We start from the raw sequence: 17,844 nt of genomic DNA, 5'->3' as shown, positions 1-17,844 counted from the left end.
TATGTTGACAGCAATTGATGAAAATAGACAAGTAGTAAACTTATTAGAAATAGAAGTAAAAGAACTGACAGGAAAATATTTTTGCCCTTCTTGTAAATCAGAATTATTTATAAAAAATGGTGAAATAAAGATGCCCCACTTTGCTCATAAATCTCTCAGTGCTTGCGATTTATGGCTTGAAAATGAATCTGAACAACATTTAGGGTTAAAAAAAGAACTCTATCAATGGTTTAAAAAAACTGATAAGGTGGAAATTGAGGCTTATCTTCCTGAACTTAAGCAGAGACCAGATTTATTGGTAAATGATAAAATAGCTATTGAAATTCAATGTTCTCATTTTTCTATGAAACGTTTAAAAGAACGGACAGAAAATTATCAAGTACACGGTTTTACGGTGCTTTGGCTTATGGGACAAGATTTATGGTTAAAAGACCAAATAACAGAACTTCAAAAAAATCTAGTCTATTTTTCAGAAAATAGAGGTTTCTATTATTGGGAGTTAGATTTCAAAGCTCAGAAGCTGAGATTGAAGTCACTGATTCATGAAGATTTGCGTGGGAAAATTATTTATTTACAAGAAGAAATTCCTTTTGGGCAAGGACGACTTATTGAGCAATTACGACTGCCTTTTTTATCACAAAAGTTACTGACAATACCACTTATTGTTGATCTTAAACTAGCAGAATTTATTCGTCGGCAACTTTATTATTGTTCACCAAAATGGTTGAAACTTCAGGAAAAATATTACCAAAGAGGTGAAAATTTGTTGAATTTGACTTTTGAACGTTCTTTCGTTGCTCCTTTAGGATTGAACTTACTTGAAGTTTTTGATGATAAAATTCCTTTACATAAATTTACTCAAATTAAGCAGAATATTAAACTCTATTATGAAAACTTTTTAATAAATTTTCAGCAAAATAGCTTTAAAGCAGTCTATCCTCCCCGTTTCTATGCTATAATGAAAAAGCAGAAGAAGGATGTGAATAAATGAAAATCTGCTAATAAGTTTTTAATATGAATAAAAATTATTTTGAGTAAAAAGGAGTGATCTTCATGGCTATGAATAGAAATGAAATTCCTGAAAAATTAACTTGGGATTTGACAACAATTTATAAAACAGATAGAGAATGGGAAGCAGAGCTAACTAGAATAAAAAGCAAACTTTCACTCGTTGAAGAGACAGACCCTGGTCATTTACTTGATTCAGCTGAAAGTCTTCTGACAATTACCGAAAAAATGCTTTCCACTTCTCAACAAGTTGAAAAACTATATGTTTATGCTTCAATGAAAAATGACCAAGATACCAGAGAGGCCAAGTATCAGGAGTATCAGTCAAAAGCAACAGCCCTTTATGTGAAATTCGGAGAGGTCTATGCCTTCTATGAACCTGAATTTTTAAAAATTTCAAAAGAAGTCTATAACAAATGGTTGGGGGAGCTTCAAAAATTAAAAAACTATGACCATATGTTTGAGCGACTTTTTGCTAAAAAAGCGCATACTCTTAGTCAAAAAGAGGAAAAGCTATTGGCTGCGGCTGGTGAAATTTTTGAAAGTCCTTCAGAAACTTTTGAGATTTTTGATAATGCAGATATTAAGTTACCTATGGTCAAAAATGAATCTGATGAGATGGTACAACTCACACATGGAAATTACTCTTCATTAATGGAAAGTAAGAATAGAGAAGTACGAAAAGCAGCCTACCAAGCACTTTATAGTAATTATGAACAATATCAGCATACTTATGCAAAGACCTTACAGACCAATGTAAAAGTCCATAATCTTAATGCCCAAATCCGTTCTTATGACTCAGCCCGTCAAGCTGCTTTGGATAATAATTTTGTTCCAGAAAAAGTTTACGATGTTTTGATGGAGGCCATTCATCAACATTTACCACTTTTACATCGTTATATTAAACTACGTAAGAAAATTTTAGGAATTTCTGATTTCAAGATGTATGATATCTATACTCCATTATCTAATTTAGATTATAAATTTAACTATGAAGATGGAGTGAAAAAAGCAGAAGAAGTTTTAGCGATATTTGGTAAAGAATATAAAGAAAAAGTTAAAGTAGCTTTTGAACAAAGATGGATTGATGTCGAAGAAAATATCGGAAAACGTTCGGGTGCTTATTCAGGTGGATCTTATGATACCAATGCTTTTATGCTTCTCAATTGGCAAGAAACGTTAGATGATCTTTTTACTTTAGTTCATGAAATGGGGCACTCAATGCATAGTGCTTTCACGCGTGAAAATCAACCTTATGTTTATGGGGATTATCCAATCTTTTTAGCTGAAATTGCCTCAACTACAAATGAAAATATTTTAACTGAAACTTTATTAAAGGAAAGTAAAGATGATAAAGAGCGCTTCGCCCTTTTGAACCACTGGCTTGATAGTTTCCGTGGAACTGTTTTCCGTCAGAGTCAATTTGCCGAATTTGAACAAAAAATCCATGAAGCAGATGCTACTGGAGAGGTTTTAACAAGTGAATACTTAAACTCACTTTATGGCGAAATAAATGAAAAATACTACAATTTAGCAGCCAAAGAAAATCCGGAAATTCAGTATGAATGGGCTAGAATTCCGCATTTTTATTATAATTTCTATGTTTTTCAATACGCAACAGGTTTTGCTGCGGCAACTTTCTTAGCTGAAAAAGTTGTTCATGGTTCAGATGAGGATCGTCAAAAATATCTTGAATATTTGAAGGCAGGTTCCTCAGCTTTTCCTTTAGAAGTAATTGCCAAAGCTGGAGTTGATATGGAATCTAGTGATTACTTAGACGCCGCCTTTGAGCTTTTTGAAAATCGATTGAGTGAATTAGAAAAATTAGTTGAAAAAGGAGTCCATCTTTAAAAATGGTTGAAACATATAAACGTACAAGTAACCCCATGATGAATCGACCAGTTGTCAAAGCAGAGTTAGTAGAATGGATGCGTTCAAGTCAAACACAAATAACCGGAGAACTTGCAGAAGTACTGAAGTTTGCTAAAGAAAATAATATTCCAGTTATTCCACACGAGACAGTTCTTTATTTTCAAATGCTATTAAGCTTGTTGAAACCAAAAAGAATTCTCGAAATTGGAACAGCAATTGGTTTTTCAGCTCTCGTTATGGCCCAAGAGGTTCCAAATGCGGAGATTGTAACAATTGACCGTAATCCTGAAATGATTGATTTAGCCAAAAAAAATCTGGGCAAGTATGACCATCGAAGCCAAATTATTCTTAAAGAGGGCGATGCTGCAGATATTTTGAGAGAGTTATCAGGCCCATTTGATGTAATCTTTATGGACTCAGCTAAATCAAAATATATCGAATTCCTACCAATTGCTCTAGATTTACTGTCTGAAAACGGAGTGATTTTAATGGATGATATTTTTCAAGGTGGAGAAATATTGACCCCAATTATGGAAATCAAAAGAAATCAGCGGGCGCTAGAGCGTGGATTACGCAAGCTTTTTGATGAGGTCTTAGATAACCCTAGATATTTAACAAGTATTCTTCCGCTTGGAGATGGCTTATTGATGATAAAGAAAGCATAAATTAAACTTTTAGGTTGTCAATTCGCTGATTCATTTTTTGGTGTATTTAAAGCTTTATTTAATTTTTTATGATATAATTGCAACAAGTTAAAAATAAAAGGGTGTTGTGGTACATATTAAATACAAACATCGAATCATGCGAAGGAGAATATCTTGAAATTCAAAAAACTCGGATTAGTTATGACTACTGTCTTTGCCGGAGCCGCATTGGTAACCTTATCTGGTTGCTCAAGTAGCGATTCAGCAAGCAAGGATATCATCACAATGAAAGGTGATACCATTCGCGTTTCTGATTTATACAAGGAAGCCAAACAATTTCCATCACAACCGACAAATACATTACTTCAAAATTTAACTTTTGATAAAATTTTTGCTAAAGACTTTGGAAAAGAAGTAACTGATAAAGATGTAAGTAAAAAAGTTAAGTCAATCAAAGACCAATATGGTAGCCAATTTTCATCTGCTTTGCAACAACAAGGCTTGACTGAAGCAAGTTTCACACCATACATGCGTACACAAATGCTTGAACAAGCAGCGATTGACCATGAAATCAAAGAAACTCAATATACGGATGCTAACCTTAAAAAAGCTTGGGAATCTTATCATCCAGATGTAACGGCTTATGTTGTTTCTGAAACATCAAAAGATGCAGCAACAAAAGCGTTGGATGCCGCTAAAAAAGATGATGCTGGTAAAGCAAGCTTTGAAAAAACAAATGCTGAAAGCAAAGTAACATTTAATTCAACTTCAACAAGTGTCCCAACAGAAGTTCAAACAGCTGCGTTCAAATTGAAAAATGGTGAGTTTTCAGATGTTATTGAATCTACAAGTTCATCAACAGGTGCTACTTCTTACTATATTGTCGAAATGGTAAAAACATCTGAAAAAGGAACTGACATGAACAAGTACAAAAAAGAACTTCAAAATGTCATTAAAACTGAAAAAGAACAAGATACAACATTTGTAAGTGGTGTTATTGCTAAATACCTCAAAAAGAATAATGTAACTGTGAAAGAATCTGCATTTGCATCACTCTTCTCACAATTTACACAAACATCAAGTTCTTCATCATCTAAATAATTTAAATGATAGAAATTAACTTTAAAGAGAGCTCTAAATGGTGAGAATGAGCAAGTTAAAAAAAGTGCTTATAGCAGCGATAACTGCTTTAACAACCGAACTAAGATGATAGAAATTCTATCGTGAATAAGGGTGGTACCGCGGTATAACTGTATACGCCCCTTTGTTTACGGTAGAATTTTATTGTTTTATTGTGAAAATATTAACAAAGTATATGAAATAAGTTTATTGTTAGACTTTAAACTTTATATAAAAGGAGAAAATAATGAAAACCATGACTTCCGCAGAAGTTCGCCAAATGTTCCTCGACTTTTTCAAATCAAAAGGTCACACTATTGAACCTTCTCAAAGTCTTGTTCCTGTAAATGACCCAACTTTGCTTTGGATAAATTCGGGAGTAGCAACACTAAAAAAATATTTTGATGGTTCAGTAGTGCCAGAAAATCCTAGATTGACTAATGCTCAAAAGGCTATCCGGACAAATGATATTGAGAATGTTGGTAAAACAGCACGTCACCATACGATGTTTGAAATGCTTGGTAACTTTTCAATTGGTGATTATTTCCGTAAAGAAGCGATTGCTTTTGCTTGGGAATTATTGACAAGTTCTGAATGGTTTGAATTCCCAGCGGAAAAACTTTACATCACTTATTACCCCGCTGATAAGGATACTTATAATCGTTGGGTTGAAGTTGGGGTAGATCCAACACATCTTGTGCCAATTGAAGACAACTTTTGGGAAATTGGTGCTGGTCCTTCTGGTCCAGATACAGAAATTTTCTTTGACCGCGGAGAAGTTTATGATCCAGAACATGTGGGCTTAAAATTGTTGGCAGATGATATTGAAAATGACCGTTATATTGAAATCTGGAACATTGTTCTTTCACAATTTAATGCCGATCCATCAATCCCTCGTTCAGAATATCCTGAATTGCCACAAAAAAACATTGATACGGGGATGGGACTTGAACGAATGGTTTGCATTATTCAAGGCGGAAAAACAAACTTTGATACAGACTTATTCTTACCAATCATTCGTGAAATTGAAAAACTATCTGGGAAAAAATACAGCCCAGACAGCGAAAATATGAGTTTCAAAGTGATTGCTGACCATATTCGCTCACTCTCATTTGCTATTGGTGATGGTGCTTTGCCAGGGAATGAAGGACGTGGTTATGTTTTACGTCGCTTACTTCGTCGCGCAGTTATGCATGGTAAAAAATTGGGAATTCAAGGGAAATTCTTAGCTTCACTCGTTCCGACTGTTGGGAAAATCATGCAATCCTATTATCCAGAAGTGCTTGAAAAACAAGATTTCATCATGCAAATTATTGATCGTGAAGAAGAAACTTTCAACCGCACGATTGATGCCGGTCAAAAATTGATTGATGAACTTTTGGTAAATCTTAAAGCTGAAGGAAAAGATAGACTTGAAGGGGCAGATATTTTCCGCCTCTACGATACTTATGGTTTCCCTGTGGAATTGACAGAAGAATTGGCAGAAGATGAAGGGTTCAAAATTGACCACGAAGGATTCAAAGTAGCCATGAAAGCTCAACAAGAGCGTGCACGTGCTGCTGTTGTCAAAGGTGGTTCAATGGGCGCTCAAAATGAAACCTTGTCATCTATCGAAGTAGAATCAGAATTCCTTTATGAAGATAAGACTGCTCAAGGAAAATTACTGGTAGCGATACAAGACGATGAAATTGTTGATGAAGTTTCTGGGAAAGCTCAACTTGTTTTTGATGTGACTCCTTTTTATGCTGAAATGGGTGGTCAAGTGGCTGACCATGGAGTAATTAAAGATGCTGAGGGTAAAGTTGTGGCTAATGTATTAGATGTACAACATGCGCCTCATGGTCAAAATCTTCATTCTGTTGAAACTCTTTCACCACTTAAAGTTGGCGAAAGCTATACTTTAGAGATTGACAAAGAACGCCGAGCTGCTGTTGTGAAAAATCACACAGCAACTCACTTACTTCATGCTGCTTTGCATAATATTGTTGGGAATCACGCACTACAAGCGGGTTCACTTAATGAGGTTGAATTCTTACGTTTTGACTTTACGCACTTTGCACAAGTGACTAAAGAGGAATTGGCTGAGATTGAACGTCAAGTTAATGAAGTAATTTGGCAATCATTAAAAGTTGAAACAGTTGAAACTGATATTGCTACAGCCAAAGAAATGGGAGCGATGGCCCTCTTTGGTGAGAAATATGGGAAAAACGTTCGCGTTGTAAAAATTGGTGACTACTCTATCGAACTTTGTGGTGGAACACATACACAAACCACTTCTGAAATTGGTTTATTCAAGATTGTTAAAGAAGAAGGAATTGGTTCTGGTGTTCGTCGGATTATTGCTGTGACAGGGCAAAAAGCTTATGAAGCCTTTAAAGATGCTGAAAATACTTTGAATGAAGTAGCAACAATGGTTAAAGCGCCGCAAACTTCACAAGTTTTAGCAAAAGTTACTAGCTTACAAGATGAGCTTAAAACAGCTCAAAAAGAAAATGATGCTTTGGCTGGAAAACTTGCAGCAAGTCAATCAGATGAAATTTTCAAAAATGTGCAAACAGCTGGTTCTCTCAACTTTATCGCCAGTGAAGTAACTGTTCCTGACGCTAATGGTTTGCGTAATTTGGCAGATATTTGGAAACAAAAAGAGCTTTCAGATGTTCTTGTTTTAGTTGCTAAAATTGGTGAAAAAGTAAGTCTTTTAGTGGCTTCTAAGTCATCAGATGTAAAAGCAGGTAATTTAGTTAAAGAATTAGCACCTTTTGTTGAGGGTCGTGGTGGTGGAAAACCAGATATGGCCATGGCTGGTGGTTCAAAAGCAGCAGGAATTCCTGAACTTTTGGCCGCAGTTGCTGAAAAATTAGCTTAAAAAGATAAATATCGTAGATTTTCTACGATATTTTTTTATTTTCTGGATACGAGTCAATAAATATTTATGGTAAAATGATGAAAATACTTGAAAGAGATGTCTAAGATGAAGATTACAATTTTTGGGGATTCAATTACCAATGGTTTTGGAATGGATGAAGGGGGTTCGTCAAATATTATTGCAAGATTAATCGAGGAAAAAGAGCCTAAGTTGGAAGTGTTACTCCATGGAATTAATGGTGATGATACTTATGGTGGACTTCTACGTCTAAAATATGTTCTAGAGGAAGAAGCGGACTTAAATTTTATTTTCTTTGGGGCAAATGATGCTTCACCTTATCATTTGATTCGACCGGCAGAATTTCGCGAAAATTTATTAAAAATGATTTTGCAGTTAGGTGTAGAAAGAACGGTTCTAATTACTCCTCCTTTTTATAATGATGATGAACCGACACATTATAGTAAGCTTTCCGAGGTTGAACTTTTTAGAGAAGTCACATTAAATTTAGGCAAAGAAAAATCGCTTAAGGTGATTGATATTTTTCAGATAATGAAGGGTTCTGAAAATCCTAAAAATTTGTTGAGAGCTGATGGTTTACATTTTACATCAAGGGCTTATGAGTTGTTGGTCAGAGAGATTTTATCTGTCATTAAAAATCCTTAAATAAATGTTCTTTTTGTGGTAAAATGAGGGCATGGTAAAAAATACAGAAGATAAGCCTTTAGCTCAGAACAAAAAGGCTCGGCATGATTATGAAATTTACGAAACTTTTGAAGCAGGAATTGTGCTGACAGGAACGGAGATTAAGTCTGTTCGTCAGGCAAAAATTCAATTAAAAGATGGATTTGCCAGAGTTCGTAATGGAGAAGTTTGGTTATCAAATGTTCATATTGCTCCTTTTGAGCAGGGCAATATTTTTAATGTTGAAGAATTACGTACGCGAAAACTATTACTAAATAAAAAGGAAATTGCTAAGATTGATAAGGAATTATCAGGGACAGGAATTACTTTTATTCCTTTAAAAGTTTATTTGAAAAATGGCTTTGCTAAGGTTTTGATGGGGCTTGCCCGTGGTAAGAAAGATTACGATAAACGTGAAACGCTCAAACGTAAAGAACAAAATCGGGATATTGCAAGACAAATTAAAGCTTACAACCGTTAAAGAAATCACTGATAAATCTGTCAGTGATTTTTTTACTGACAGAATTGTCAGCTTGCTAATAATTCTTTTATTTACAGCTAAAATATGCCTTTTTTGTCATATTTTATTGACAGATTTACCGTCAGTAAAAAAGTTTTCAAGATAAAAATATCGTTTACAATCCATTTACCTTGTATTTACTAAGTGTTTACACCTAGTGCCTTCTTTCGATGATAAAATAGTTTTGTAAGCAAAAACGCTTAACAACTTATTTAGAAATTAATTGGAGAAACTTCTCATGAAAAAGAAAATTCTTGTTGGTCTTATTACTGCTGGTGCATTGTTAACTTTGGCAGCTTGTGGTTCATCAAACGGCTCATCATCTAGTAGCTCAAGTTCTTCTGATAAAGCTCTGTCAGGAAAAATTATTGCTGGAGGTTCAACTGCTCTTCAACCATTAGCACAACAATCATCAACAGAATTTATGGCAAAAAATACTGGTGTTCAAGTGACTGTGCAAGGTGGTGGTTCTGGTGTTGGTTTGACACAAGTTGCAGCTGGTTCTTTCCAAATTGGGAACTCTGATATTTTCGCTGAAGAAAAATCAGGAATTGATGCTTCTGCAATTACTGACCATAAAGTAGCGGTTGTTGGTTTTGCACCGATTGTTAACGCAAAAATTGATGTTAAAAACTTAACTTCTCAACAATTGCAAGATGTCTTCACAGGTAAGGTGACAAACTGGAAAGATGTGGGCGGTTCAGACCAAAAAATTACGGTTATCGGACGGACTGAGGGTTCTGGAACTCGCGTAAACTTTGATAAATTTGCACTTGGTGGAGCAACAGAGGTTAAAGGTCCAACACAAGATGCTTCAGGTTCAGTTGTTCAAATGGTAGGTCAAACACCAGGAGCGATTTCATATGTGGCACTTTCTTATGTTGATACAAGTAAAGACATCAAAGATATTTCAATTGATGGTGTTGAGCCAACAGAAGCAAATGTTGTAACTAATGACTACAAAGTTTGGTCTTACGAACATATGTACACCAATACTAAGAAAGAAACTGCAGCAGATAAAGCTTTCATTAAATATGTGGCAGAAAACAACAAAGACATCAAAAAATTGGGATACATTCCAATCAGTGACATGAAAGTTGAACGTGATGCTGACGGAAATATCACTAAAAAATAATACTGACAGTAAGTCAATTTCAGAATAATCAATGTCTGTCAGTAAATTTAACAATTAATAAATTAGTTTATAACCACAGGATTCAAAGCAATAAAAATTTTCTTCTTCATAAATTAAAATTTTAAATTTTGACTCCTTTTTTATAAAAATTTTATCAGTGAACATAAACAGGATGAACTGATGAGAGACGATCTTTAAATTTTTCTTCATAATTCTTTCCCTAAAAGACAGGAAATTGCTCACTCTTTTTCAGAGTTGGGCATTTTCCCGTATTATTTACAAAACATTTACATAAGAACGCTATCATCAACCGCTCATTGATAGGCCATTATGGTATAATTAAGCTATGAAGAAGAAAATTTTTATTGCTTTGATGGCCAGTGTGAGTTTATTTGCATTGGCAGCTTGTGGTTCTGGAAATAAACAGGTCACAGCAGGTGGGTCAACTGCCTTGCAACCCATGGTTGAACATGCTTCTATGGCATATATGAAGCAAAATCCTGATGAAATTATTATGGTTCAAGGTGGTGGTTCTGGTGTCGGATTGGCTCAAGTTGCGGCTGGTTCTTTCCAGATTGGGAATTCTGATATTTTCGCTGAAGAAAAATCAGGAATAGCAGTTGATAAAATTATTGATCATAAAGTTGCTGTCATTGGTTTTGCACCAATTATCAACAAAAAGTTAAAAGTTTCAAATTTGACTCAACAAGAACTGATTGATATTTTCACTGGTAAAATTACCAACTGGAAAGAAGTAGGAGGTCAAGACCAAAAAATTACGGTCATTGGTCGTACTGCTGGTTCAGGAACGCGAGTAAATTTTGATAAATATGCTTTGAATGGTGCCACAGAAGTGAATGGTCCAACTCAAGATGCTTCAGGTTCTGTTGTCCAATTAGTTGGGCAAACGCCAGGGGCTATTTCATATGTTGCTTTCAGTTACACTAATAAACCCGGTGTAAAGGCGGTTAATGTTGATGGTGTTGCGCCAACTTATGACAATGTAAAAACTAATGCATGGAAAATTTGGTCATATGAGCATATGTACACCAACAAATCTCGTAAAAACACAATCGAAAATAAATTTATCAAATATGTTCAAAATGATAAGAAAACCCTAGAGCAGCTTGGTTATATCCGTGTTTCTGAAATGAAGGTTGACCGTGATGCTAAAGGAAATGTTGAAAAAATTAAATAATTACTGATGGAAATTAAACTTATCCTCCGTCAGTAAAAAAATTAGTCAAAATAAGTTTAATCAATAACTTCATTTGCATTAATCAGATAGATGCAAATTAACAAAAATAGTTAGGTCCCTATGGAAAATTCAAAAATCAAAGAAAAATTGCTTTCAAGCAATAAAAATTCAAGACTTGAAAAATTTGGTAAGAGTTTAACTTTCTTATGTATTGCCCTTATTGTCTTCGTTGTAGGTGCAATTCTTGTCTTTGTTGCTCAAAAAGGTCTGTCAACTTTCTATTCAGATGGTGTTAATCCTTTCCGTTTCCTTTTTGGAACAAATTGGTCACCAGGTAATCTCGGCCCTGACGGTAAACCTGCAGTTGGCGCATTGCCAATGTTCACGGGATCATTGATTGTTACTGTACTTTCAGCCCTTGTTGCCACTCCATTTGCGATTGGTGCGGGAATTTATATGACAGAAATTTCACCAAAATATGGTAAGAAAATTTTGCAACCTGTCATTGAACTCCTTGTTGGTATTCCATCAGTTGTTTATGGTTTCATTGGTTTGACTGTTGTTGTTCCAGCCATTCGTAATGTTTTTGGTGGAACTGGTTTGGGTCTCTTGTCAGGTGTGTTTGTACTCTTTGTCATGATTTTACCAACCGTAACTTCAATGACTGTGGATGCTATGAAAGCTGTCCCTTCTTATTATAAAGAAGCGTCACTCGGACTTGGTGCAACGCGTTGGCAAACAATTTGGCGTGTTCTTCTAAGAGCCGCAACACCAGGGATTTTGACCGCTGTTATCTTTGGAATGGCGCGTGCTTTTGGTGAAGCTCTTGCTATTCAAATGGTGGTAGGTAATGCTGTAATGATGCCAAAAGATTTGATTTCACCAGCTTCAACCTTGACTTCAATCTTGACATCAGGAATTCCAAATGCAACACCTGGTATTCAATTGAATGCACTTTGGTCACTTGCCTTACTCCTTTTGATTATGTCACTCTTTTTCAACCTCGCAATGCGTGCTATTGCTAAGAAAGGAAGTCTTAAATAATGAACGCTAAACGCTCTGACAAGATTGCCACTGGTGTCCTTTATGTCCTTTCTGGCATCATTGTTCTTATCCTCGCTTTTTTACTGGCTTATATTTTAATTAAAGGTTTGCCAGTTATCTTTAAAGATCCTAAATTTATCATCACCGCGTCAAATCCATTGACAGGTGGTGGGATTGCAGTCCAACTTTTTAACTCTGTTTATCTTTTGATTGTCACTTTGATTATTTCTGTTCCTTTATCACTTGGCGCAGGAATTTATCTGTCTGAGTATGCGAATCAAAAACATTGGTTAACTGGTGTTGTTCGCTCAGCTATTGAAGTTTTATCTTCACTTCCTTCAATCGTTGTTGGACTTTTCGGGATGTTAATTTTCGTATTACAATTTGGTCTTGGTTTCTCAGTTCTATCAGGTGCCTTGGCACTGACTGTTTTCAACTTACCATTGATGACTCGGAATGTTGAAGAATCACTTCGAGCAATTCCAACTTCACAACGTGAAGGTGGTTTGGCACTCGGAATGTCCCGTTGGGAAACGGCAACACAAGTCATTTTACCAGCTGCTGTGCCCGGAATCATTACTGGGGTTATCTTATCTTCAGGACGTGTTTTTGGTGAAGCTGCGGCTTTGATTTACACTGCTGGACAAACGAACCTACCAATCAACTGGGCAAACTGGAATCCGATGAGCTTGACTTCGCCACTCTCACTTTTCAGACCAGCTGAAACTTTGGCTGTTCATATCTGGGCACTTAATACCGAAGGAACGATTTCAACAGCACAACAAATTTCTGCAGGAGCTTCAGCAGTATTGATTATCTTTGTTCTCCTCTTTAACTTGGGGGCACGTTTCCTTGGAAATCGAATTCACAAGAAGTTAACATCTTCTAACTAAGAAAATCAAAGATTTTATAGAGAAAGAATAATTATGGCAACAACATATGACTGGTCTCAGCGCAAAATTATGGTGCCTGAGAAAGAAGAAATTGCATTATCAACAAATGATTTGCGTGTTTTCTATAACGGAACAAAAGAAGCAATCCATGGCGTGACAATGTCTTTTCCTAAAAATGAAGTCACAGCACTTATTGGCCCTTCAGGTTCTGGTAAATCAACCTATTTACGTGCTTTGAATCGCATGAATGACACGATTGATGGCGCTCGGGTGACTGGCGAAATCAATTATGAAGGGGTCAATATTAACGAAAATAAAGTGAATGTTTTTGAAGTTCGTAAGCAAATTGGGATGGTTTTCCAAAGACCTAATCCATTTCCAAAATCAATTTATGAAAATATTGCCTTCATTCATCGTCGTGATGGCGTGAGAGACAGGAAAAAACTGGATGAGATTGTTGAAACTTCATTGAAGCAAGCTGCTTTGTGGGATCAAGTAAAAGATAATCTTAATCAATCAGCACTTGCCATGTCCGGTGGACAAGCACAGCGCTTATGTATTGCAAGAGCATTGTCAGTAAAACCAGAAATTATTTTGATGGATGAACCAGCGTCAGCTCTTGACCCAATTTCAACAATGCAAATTGAAGAAACAATGATGGAACTTAAAGAAAATTATACGATTATCATTGTGACTCACAATATGGCTCAGGCTTCTCGGGCCTCTGACAATACAGCTTTCTTCTATTCAGGAGATTTGATTGAGTATGATAAAACAAGCACAATTTTTACTCAACCTAGTTTGCAATCAACAGAAGATTATGTTTCTGGTCACTTTGGTTAAGAGAAAATAAAGTTTAAAATTACTGACGGAATTTTTGTCAGTAAAAAAACTACTGACGGATTCTTGATTTGTCGAAAAACTTGTCCGTCATAGGACAGTCGTTTGTACTTTAGTACATTAGGAATGTGCTAGTAGTTCTATCAGTAACTTATAAAAAGGTAAAATATGGAAAAAGAAGCAGTTTTAACCGTCAGCGACTTATCGCTTTATTACAGCAAGAAAAAAGCGTTGAATACGATAAACATGACATTCTATAAGAATGAAATTACAGCGCTCATTGGTCCATCAGGATGTGGAAAATCAACGCTTTTACGTTCAATCAATCGAATGAATGATTTGATTCCGACAGTAACAATTACTGGAGCCATTGATTATAAAGGTAAAAATATTTACAGTCCTAAAGTTGATACTGTTGATTTACGTAAAGAAATTGGCATGGTTTTCCAACAACCCAATCCCTTTCCATTTTCAATTTATGAAAATGTGGTTTATGGATTGCGCTTAAAAGGAGTGAAAGATAAAGCACTTCTTGATGAAGTGGTGGAAAATTCACTCAAAGCAGCCAATATTTGGGATGAAGTCAAGGATATTTTGCACAGTTCAGCACTTGGACTTTCAGGTGGGCAACAACAAAGGGTTTGTATCGCACGTGTCCTTGCTGTCAATCCTGAAATTATCCTAATGGACGAACCCACATCAGCCCTTGACCCAATTTCAGCGGCTCGTGTCGAAGAAACCATGCTTGAACTTAAAAAAGATTATACAATCGCGATTGTTACACATAGTATGCAACAAGCATCACGAATTTCAGACCGTACCGCCTTTATGTTAGACGGAAATCTGATTGAGTATAATGATACGAAAAGTATTTTCTTAAATCCAGAAAAACAAGAAACTTCTGATTATATTTCTGGTAAATTTGGATAAATTTTACTGACAGCTTTTGATGCTGACTTTAAAATGAAATGGACCGTCTAGCCAAAAGGTGAAGCGAGATATTTTATTAGCATTCATTAAAGAAAATAGCGTTGATTTAATGAATGTATCATAATAACATTACTATAAAAACAAAGAGGGGTAATTATGTTGCGTACACAATTTGAAGAAGATCTTAATAAACTTCATAATCAATTTTACTCAATGGGCACGCAAGTTTCTGCTCAATTGAATAAGGCCGTTCGTGCCTTTGTTAGCCATGATCGTGATTTGGCTGAACAAGTCATTGAAGGCGACCATGCCATTAATGACCAAGAAAAAAGTCTTGAAAATCAATCATTAGAAATGATTGCACTTCAACAACCGGTTTCTAGCGATTTAAGAACAATCATCACCGTTCTAAAAGCATCATCTGACCTTGAGAGAATGGGTGACCACGTTGCATCTATTGCTAAGGCAACCATTTCACTTAAAGGTGAAGAAAGAATTCACGTGGTTGAAGAAGATATTAGCTTACTCGGTGAAAAAGTTAAATCTATCGTTGATGCTTCACTCAATGCCTACATTCAAGGCAATGATAAACGGGCTCATGAAATTGCTGAACAACAATATGTCATCAAAAGTATGAGTCATGAAATTCAAGAAAAAATTCTTGACGGAATGAAAGAAAACTCTGAAACAGTAACAACAGGTAAAGAATACTTGTTGACACTGGTTTACTTAGAACGAATTACCGGTTATGCGGTCAATCTCTGTGAGTGGATTGTTTACTTGAATTCTGGAAACATTATTGAACTGTAAAATAAAAAGTTACTGACAAGAATTGCTGTCATAGGATAGTCGTTTGTACTTTAGTACATTACGAATATCCTGGCAGTTCTGTCAGTAACTTTTTTTATTGCTCATAATCAATTTCAATGACTTGGTGGGTCAGATATTTATTTTCAGCAAAGTCCATTTTGATGACATAGGGCATCTTTCCAGCTAAAGATTGAAAATCTTGAAACTGAAAGTCTGGTTGATAAAAATTTAAAATGGTAGAAAGAGAAGTACCATGTGTTCCGATTGCAACTTTTTGATTTTTAGAAGTTGCTAAAATCTGTTCAAGGGCTGAAATATTACGATTTTGAACTTCACGTAAGGATTCTCCGTCAGAAAACTTATAATCAAAATCATTCCATTGTCGCTTAGCAAAGGGCCAAAAATCAGCTATTTCATGGCCAACATTTCTTTCTCTCAAATCAGAAATGAGTTGAATTTCAAGATTTTTAGAGTGAGCAAGAGGATTCAGGGTACGAACAGAACGTTGAAATGGACTGGAAAAAATTTGCTCGATTGATACATTTGCAAAAGCATCAGCCAAGATGAGTGCACGTTTTTCACCCTCGGCAGTCAGCGGAACATCCATATCGTCATAGGCTGCATTATCTCTAAGTGAATGTCGAATAAAATAAACTTCAGTCATTTGACTCTCCTTTTTCATGTTCTAGCCTTCTAAGATTTCAATTTTTAAAGGCAGTGTGGAAATTTCTGCTTGCCCTCCCAGAGGAAAAGTAAAAATCGGTTGAGTATGTCCAAAATCGACATCATAGACGACTGGAATTGTTTTTAAATGAGGATATTTATCTAAAATAAAGTGTAAAATTTCCTCGGTCATCCTCTCTTCCTTAGGAAAACGACCAATGACTAAAGCAGAAATGTTAGGATAAACTTGTAAAAAATGAGCTAATTCTCGGTCCCAATCATAAAAATCTTCACCTTCAGCATTTTCTAAAAAAGCAATTGGTTGATCGGATTTGACCTGAGCACTGGTTCCCGTCACAAGCATCAAAGTATTTAGATTTCCGCCAATAATTTCCCCTGTCGCTTTGCCATGGTTATATATTTTCCAGGCAGCAGGCTGAAGATGACGAGCTTGAGTGGGGTCATACCAAGCATCACTCGTGTAAAAATCGCTGGCATTTAAAGAATAATTTGACTGACCAGCGACTGCATTTTGCCAAGAATTAGTTTGGAAGTCTTGTAATTCATCCATTAAAAAGGCAATATAACCTGGACCATAGTAAGTGACCAAGCCAGTTTTAGCGAAAATCGCTTGGTGAAGAACAGTGATATCAGAAAATCCACAGAAAATTTTAGGATTATTTTTTACAATGTTCCAATCAATATAAGGAAGAAGTTCATTAGAGTTAAAGCCACCAATGGTACATAAAACAGCTTTGACATTAGGGTCTGAAAATGCTGCATGGAAATCTGCAAGTCGTGAATTAATCGAACTTGATTCAAGCAAATCATTTTCTAAAATATGCTGACCAAAAGTAACCTGATAACCAAGTGCTTCAAGACGAGCTTTTGCTTTTAATTTATCTTCAAATTTTCCAGTCCGAGTCAAAGAAGAACTAGGTGAAATCACACGGATTTCATCCCCTTTTTGTAATTTTTTAGGAAATATTTTATTCATTCATTCACCCAAGCCCTCCGTCAGTAAATTGAACTAATTATAGCATTTACTGACAGCATTGTCATCAAAAATATTTAAAGATTTTAATTTAGGAATATATTTTGAAAGTTACTGACAGAAATTCTGTCAGTATTTTTTATATTCGATTAACTTTTGGAATATATGACAAAAGAAAAATAAATTTATTATTTTATTAAATCAGTAACTAAGAAGATTAGGTAAGAACTGACGATAATATAAGAAAATAAAAAAATTAAGAAGGCGTTATAATCCAAGGATTTCCAGCAAGAAAATTATCTTTTGGCATATATTCCAAAACTTTTTCACAGAATTTTCAGAGTGCTATAATGAAGTTGCCAGTTAAAAACTGGAGATAAATTTAATATTAATCAACTATCATAAAAAGAAGGTAATAAAATGAATAGTAAAAAAACAAATCAAAATCAAAAAAATGGGGAATTAACGCAAACAGACAAAATTCTTGAAGTCTTTGCCTGTTCGGCGGCTAAAAAAAGTGTGCAAAATTTACCTATGGCCGTTGTTAAGAAAGAAGAAATTGGCGCCTAAATAATAAAACAAGAAAATGTAAAAAGAGATATTTTTACTTTTGAATAAAAAGGTTGA

General features: G+C 35.3%; 17 protein-coding genes. 15 read left to right on the top strand and 2 right to left on the bottom strand.

What is annotated here, in order from left to right:
* The first annotated feature begins 1 nt into the window (after window position 1).
* From ACRYLU_RS08540 to phoU, 14 genes are all read left to right on the top strand, one after another.
* Entirely contained in the window at window positions 2-991 is a 990-nt protein-coding gene (locus ACRYLU_RS08540) for a competence protein CoiA (protein ID WP_445080872.1), read from the top strand.
* Window positions 992-1,053: 62 nt separating this feature from the next.
* A complete protein-coding gene (gene pepF, locus ACRYLU_RS08535; RefSeq protein ID WP_445080871.1) occupies window positions 1,054-2,859 on the top strand; it encodes an oligoendopeptidase F in 1,806 nt (601 codons plus the stop codon).
* A gap of 2 nt (window positions 2,860-2,861) precedes the next feature.
* A complete protein-coding gene (locus ACRYLU_RS08530; protein ID WP_445080870.1) occupies window positions 2,862-3,545 on the top strand; it encodes an O-methyltransferase in 684 nt (227 codons plus the stop codon).
* A 153-nt stretch (window positions 3,546-3,698) separates the two neighbouring features.
* Window positions 3,699-4,625 (top strand): peptidyl-prolyl cis-trans isomerase, encoded by a 927-nt coding sequence (locus ACRYLU_RS08525; RefSeq protein ID WP_058205148.1) that lies wholly within the window; start codon window positions 3,699-3,701, stop codon window positions 4,623-4,625.
* A gap of 265 nt (window positions 4,626-4,890) precedes the next feature.
* Window positions 4,891-7,509 (top strand): alanine--tRNA ligase, encoded by a 2,619-nt coding sequence (gene alaS, locus ACRYLU_RS08520; RefSeq protein WP_445080869.1) that lies wholly within the window; start codon window positions 4,891-4,893, stop codon window positions 7,507-7,509.
* A gap of 105 nt (window positions 7,510-7,614) precedes the next feature.
* Entirely contained in the window at window positions 7,615-8,172 is a 558-nt protein-coding gene (locus ACRYLU_RS08515; protein ID WP_195362528.1) for an SGNH/GDSL hydrolase family protein, read from the top strand.
* Between the two features lie 31 nt (window positions 8,173-8,203).
* A complete protein-coding gene (gene smpB, locus ACRYLU_RS08510) occupies window positions 8,204-8,671 on the top strand; it encodes an SsrA-binding protein SmpB (RefSeq protein ID WP_003130878.1) in 468 nt (155 codons plus the stop codon).
* Window positions 8,672-8,948: 277 nt separating this feature from the next.
* Window positions 8,949-9,845, top strand: coding sequence for a phosphate ABC transporter substrate-binding protein (locus ACRYLU_RS08505; protein WP_003130880.1), 897 nt, complete (start codon window positions 8,949-8,951; stop codon window positions 9,843-9,845).
* 346 nt (window positions 9,846-10,191) lie between these two features.
* Window positions 10,192-11,043 carry a phosphate ABC transporter substrate-binding protein gene (locus ACRYLU_RS08500; protein WP_029344245.1) on the top strand — a complete coding sequence of 284 codons (852 nt, stop codon included), beginning with the start codon at window positions 10,192-10,194 and terminating at the stop codon, window positions 11,041-11,043.
* A gap of 120 nt (window positions 11,044-11,163) precedes the next feature.
* Complete coding sequence (pstC, locus tag ACRYLU_RS08495) at window positions 11,164-12,087, top strand: phosphate ABC transporter permease subunit PstC (RefSeq protein ID WP_003130883.1); 924 nt, start codon at window positions 11,164-11,166, stop codon at window positions 12,085-12,087.
* On the top strand, window positions 12,087-12,980 hold the full coding sequence (pstA, locus tag ACRYLU_RS08490) for a phosphate ABC transporter permease PstA (protein ID WP_003130884.1): 894 nt from the start codon (window positions 12,087-12,089) through the stop codon (window positions 12,978-12,980). The genes pstC and pstA overlap by 1 nt, the downstream gene beginning before the upstream one ends.
* Window positions 12,981-13,013: 33 nt before the next feature.
* Window positions 13,014-13,823 (top strand): phosphate ABC transporter ATP-binding protein PstB, encoded by an 810-nt coding sequence (gene pstB, locus ACRYLU_RS08485; protein WP_445080868.1) that lies wholly within the window; start codon window positions 13,014-13,016, stop codon window positions 13,821-13,823.
* A gap of 165 nt (window positions 13,824-13,988) precedes the next feature.
* Window positions 13,989-14,750 carry a phosphate ABC transporter ATP-binding protein PstB gene (gene pstB / locus ACRYLU_RS08480; protein ID WP_003130886.1) on the top strand — a complete coding sequence of 254 codons (762 nt, stop codon included), beginning with the start codon at window positions 13,989-13,991 and terminating at the stop codon, window positions 14,748-14,750.
* Between the two features lie 156 nt (window positions 14,751-14,906).
* Window positions 14,907-15,560 (top strand): phosphate signaling complex protein PhoU, encoded by a 654-nt coding sequence (gene phoU, locus ACRYLU_RS08475; RefSeq protein WP_003130887.1) that lies wholly within the window; start codon window positions 14,907-14,909, stop codon window positions 15,558-15,560.
* A gap of 94 nt (window positions 15,561-15,654) precedes the next feature.
* Here phoU and ACRYLU_RS08470 read toward each other — a convergent pair whose 3' ends face one another.
* Window positions 15,655-16,224 carry a histidine phosphatase family protein gene (locus ACRYLU_RS08470; RefSeq protein WP_038601711.1) on the bottom strand — a complete coding sequence of 190 codons (570 nt, stop codon included), beginning with the start codon at window positions 16,222-16,224 and terminating at the stop codon, window positions 15,655-15,657.
* A 21-nt stretch (window positions 16,225-16,245) separates the two neighbouring features.
* On the bottom strand, window positions 16,246-17,220 hold the full coding sequence (locus ACRYLU_RS08465) for a S66 family peptidase (RefSeq protein ID WP_445080867.1): 975 nt from the start codon (window positions 17,218-17,220) through the stop codon (window positions 16,246-16,248).
* A 417-nt stretch (window positions 17,221-17,637) separates the two neighbouring features.
* On the opposite strand from ACRYLU_RS08465, the gene ACRYLU_RS08460 reads away from it, so the two are divergent.
* Complete coding sequence (locus ACRYLU_RS08460) at window positions 17,638-17,787, top strand: hypothetical protein (RefSeq protein WP_260311507.1); 150 nt, start codon at window positions 17,638-17,640, stop codon at window positions 17,785-17,787.
* Window positions 17,788-17,844 lie beyond the last annotated feature (57 nt).

Source organism: Lactococcus sp. KTH0-1S (assembly GCF_052544945.1).
The sequence above is the reverse complement of the archived record's forward strand: the minus strand, read 5'-3'. Positions and strand labels throughout refer to the sequence as shown.

Coding starts and splice junctions, on each gene's coding strand:
- ACRYLU_RS08505 (WP_003130880.1), top strand. CDS start 8,949: ATGAAAAAGAAAATTCTTGTTGGTCTTATTACTGCTGGTGCATTGTTA.
- alaS (WP_445080869.1), top strand. CDS start 4,891: ATGAAAACCATGACTTCCGCAGAAGTTCGCCAAATGTTCCTCGACTTT.
- ACRYLU_RS08460 (WP_260311507.1), top strand. CDS start 17,638: ATGAATAGTAAAAAAACAAATCAAAATCAAAAAAATGGGGAATTAACG.
- ACRYLU_RS08515 (WP_195362528.1), top strand. CDS start 7,615: ATGAAGATTACAATTTTTGGGGATTCAATTACCAATGGTTTTGGAATG.
- ACRYLU_RS08540 (WP_445080872.1), top strand. CDS start 2: ATGTTGACAGCAATTGATGAAAATAGACAAGTAGTAAACTTATTAGAA.
- ACRYLU_RS08530 (WP_445080870.1), top strand. CDS start 2,862: ATGGTTGAAACATATAAACGTACAAGTAACCCCATGATGAATCGACCA.
- phoU (WP_003130887.1), top strand. CDS start 14,907: ATGTTGCGTACACAATTTGAAGAAGATCTTAATAAACTTCATAATCAA.
- pstB (WP_445080868.1), top strand. CDS start 13,014: ATGGCAACAACATATGACTGGTCTCAGCGCAAAATTATGGTGCCTGAG.
- ACRYLU_RS08465 (WP_445080867.1), bottom strand. CDS start 17,220: ATGAATAAAATATTTCCTAAAAAATTACAAAAAGGGGATGAAATCCGT.
- pstC (WP_003130883.1), top strand. CDS start 11,164: ATGGAAAATTCAAAAATCAAAGAAAAATTGCTTTCAAGCAATAAAAAT.
- pstB (WP_003130886.1), top strand. CDS start 13,989: ATGGAAAAAGAAGCAGTTTTAACCGTCAGCGACTTATCGCTTTATTAC.
- smpB (WP_003130878.1), top strand. CDS start 8,204: ATGGTAAAAAATACAGAAGATAAGCCTTTAGCTCAGAACAAAAAGGCT.
- pepF (WP_445080871.1), top strand. CDS start 1,054: ATGGCTATGAATAGAAATGAAATTCCTGAAAAATTAACTTGGGATTTG.
- ACRYLU_RS08470 (WP_038601711.1), bottom strand. CDS start 16,224: ATGACTGAAGTTTATTTTATTCGACATTCACTTAGAGATAATGCAGCC.
- ACRYLU_RS08500 (WP_029344245.1), top strand. CDS start 10,192: ATGAAGAAGAAAATTTTTATTGCTTTGATGGCCAGTGTGAGTTTATTT.
- pstA (WP_003130884.1), top strand. CDS start 12,087: ATGAACGCTAAACGCTCTGACAAGATTGCCACTGGTGTCCTTTATGTC.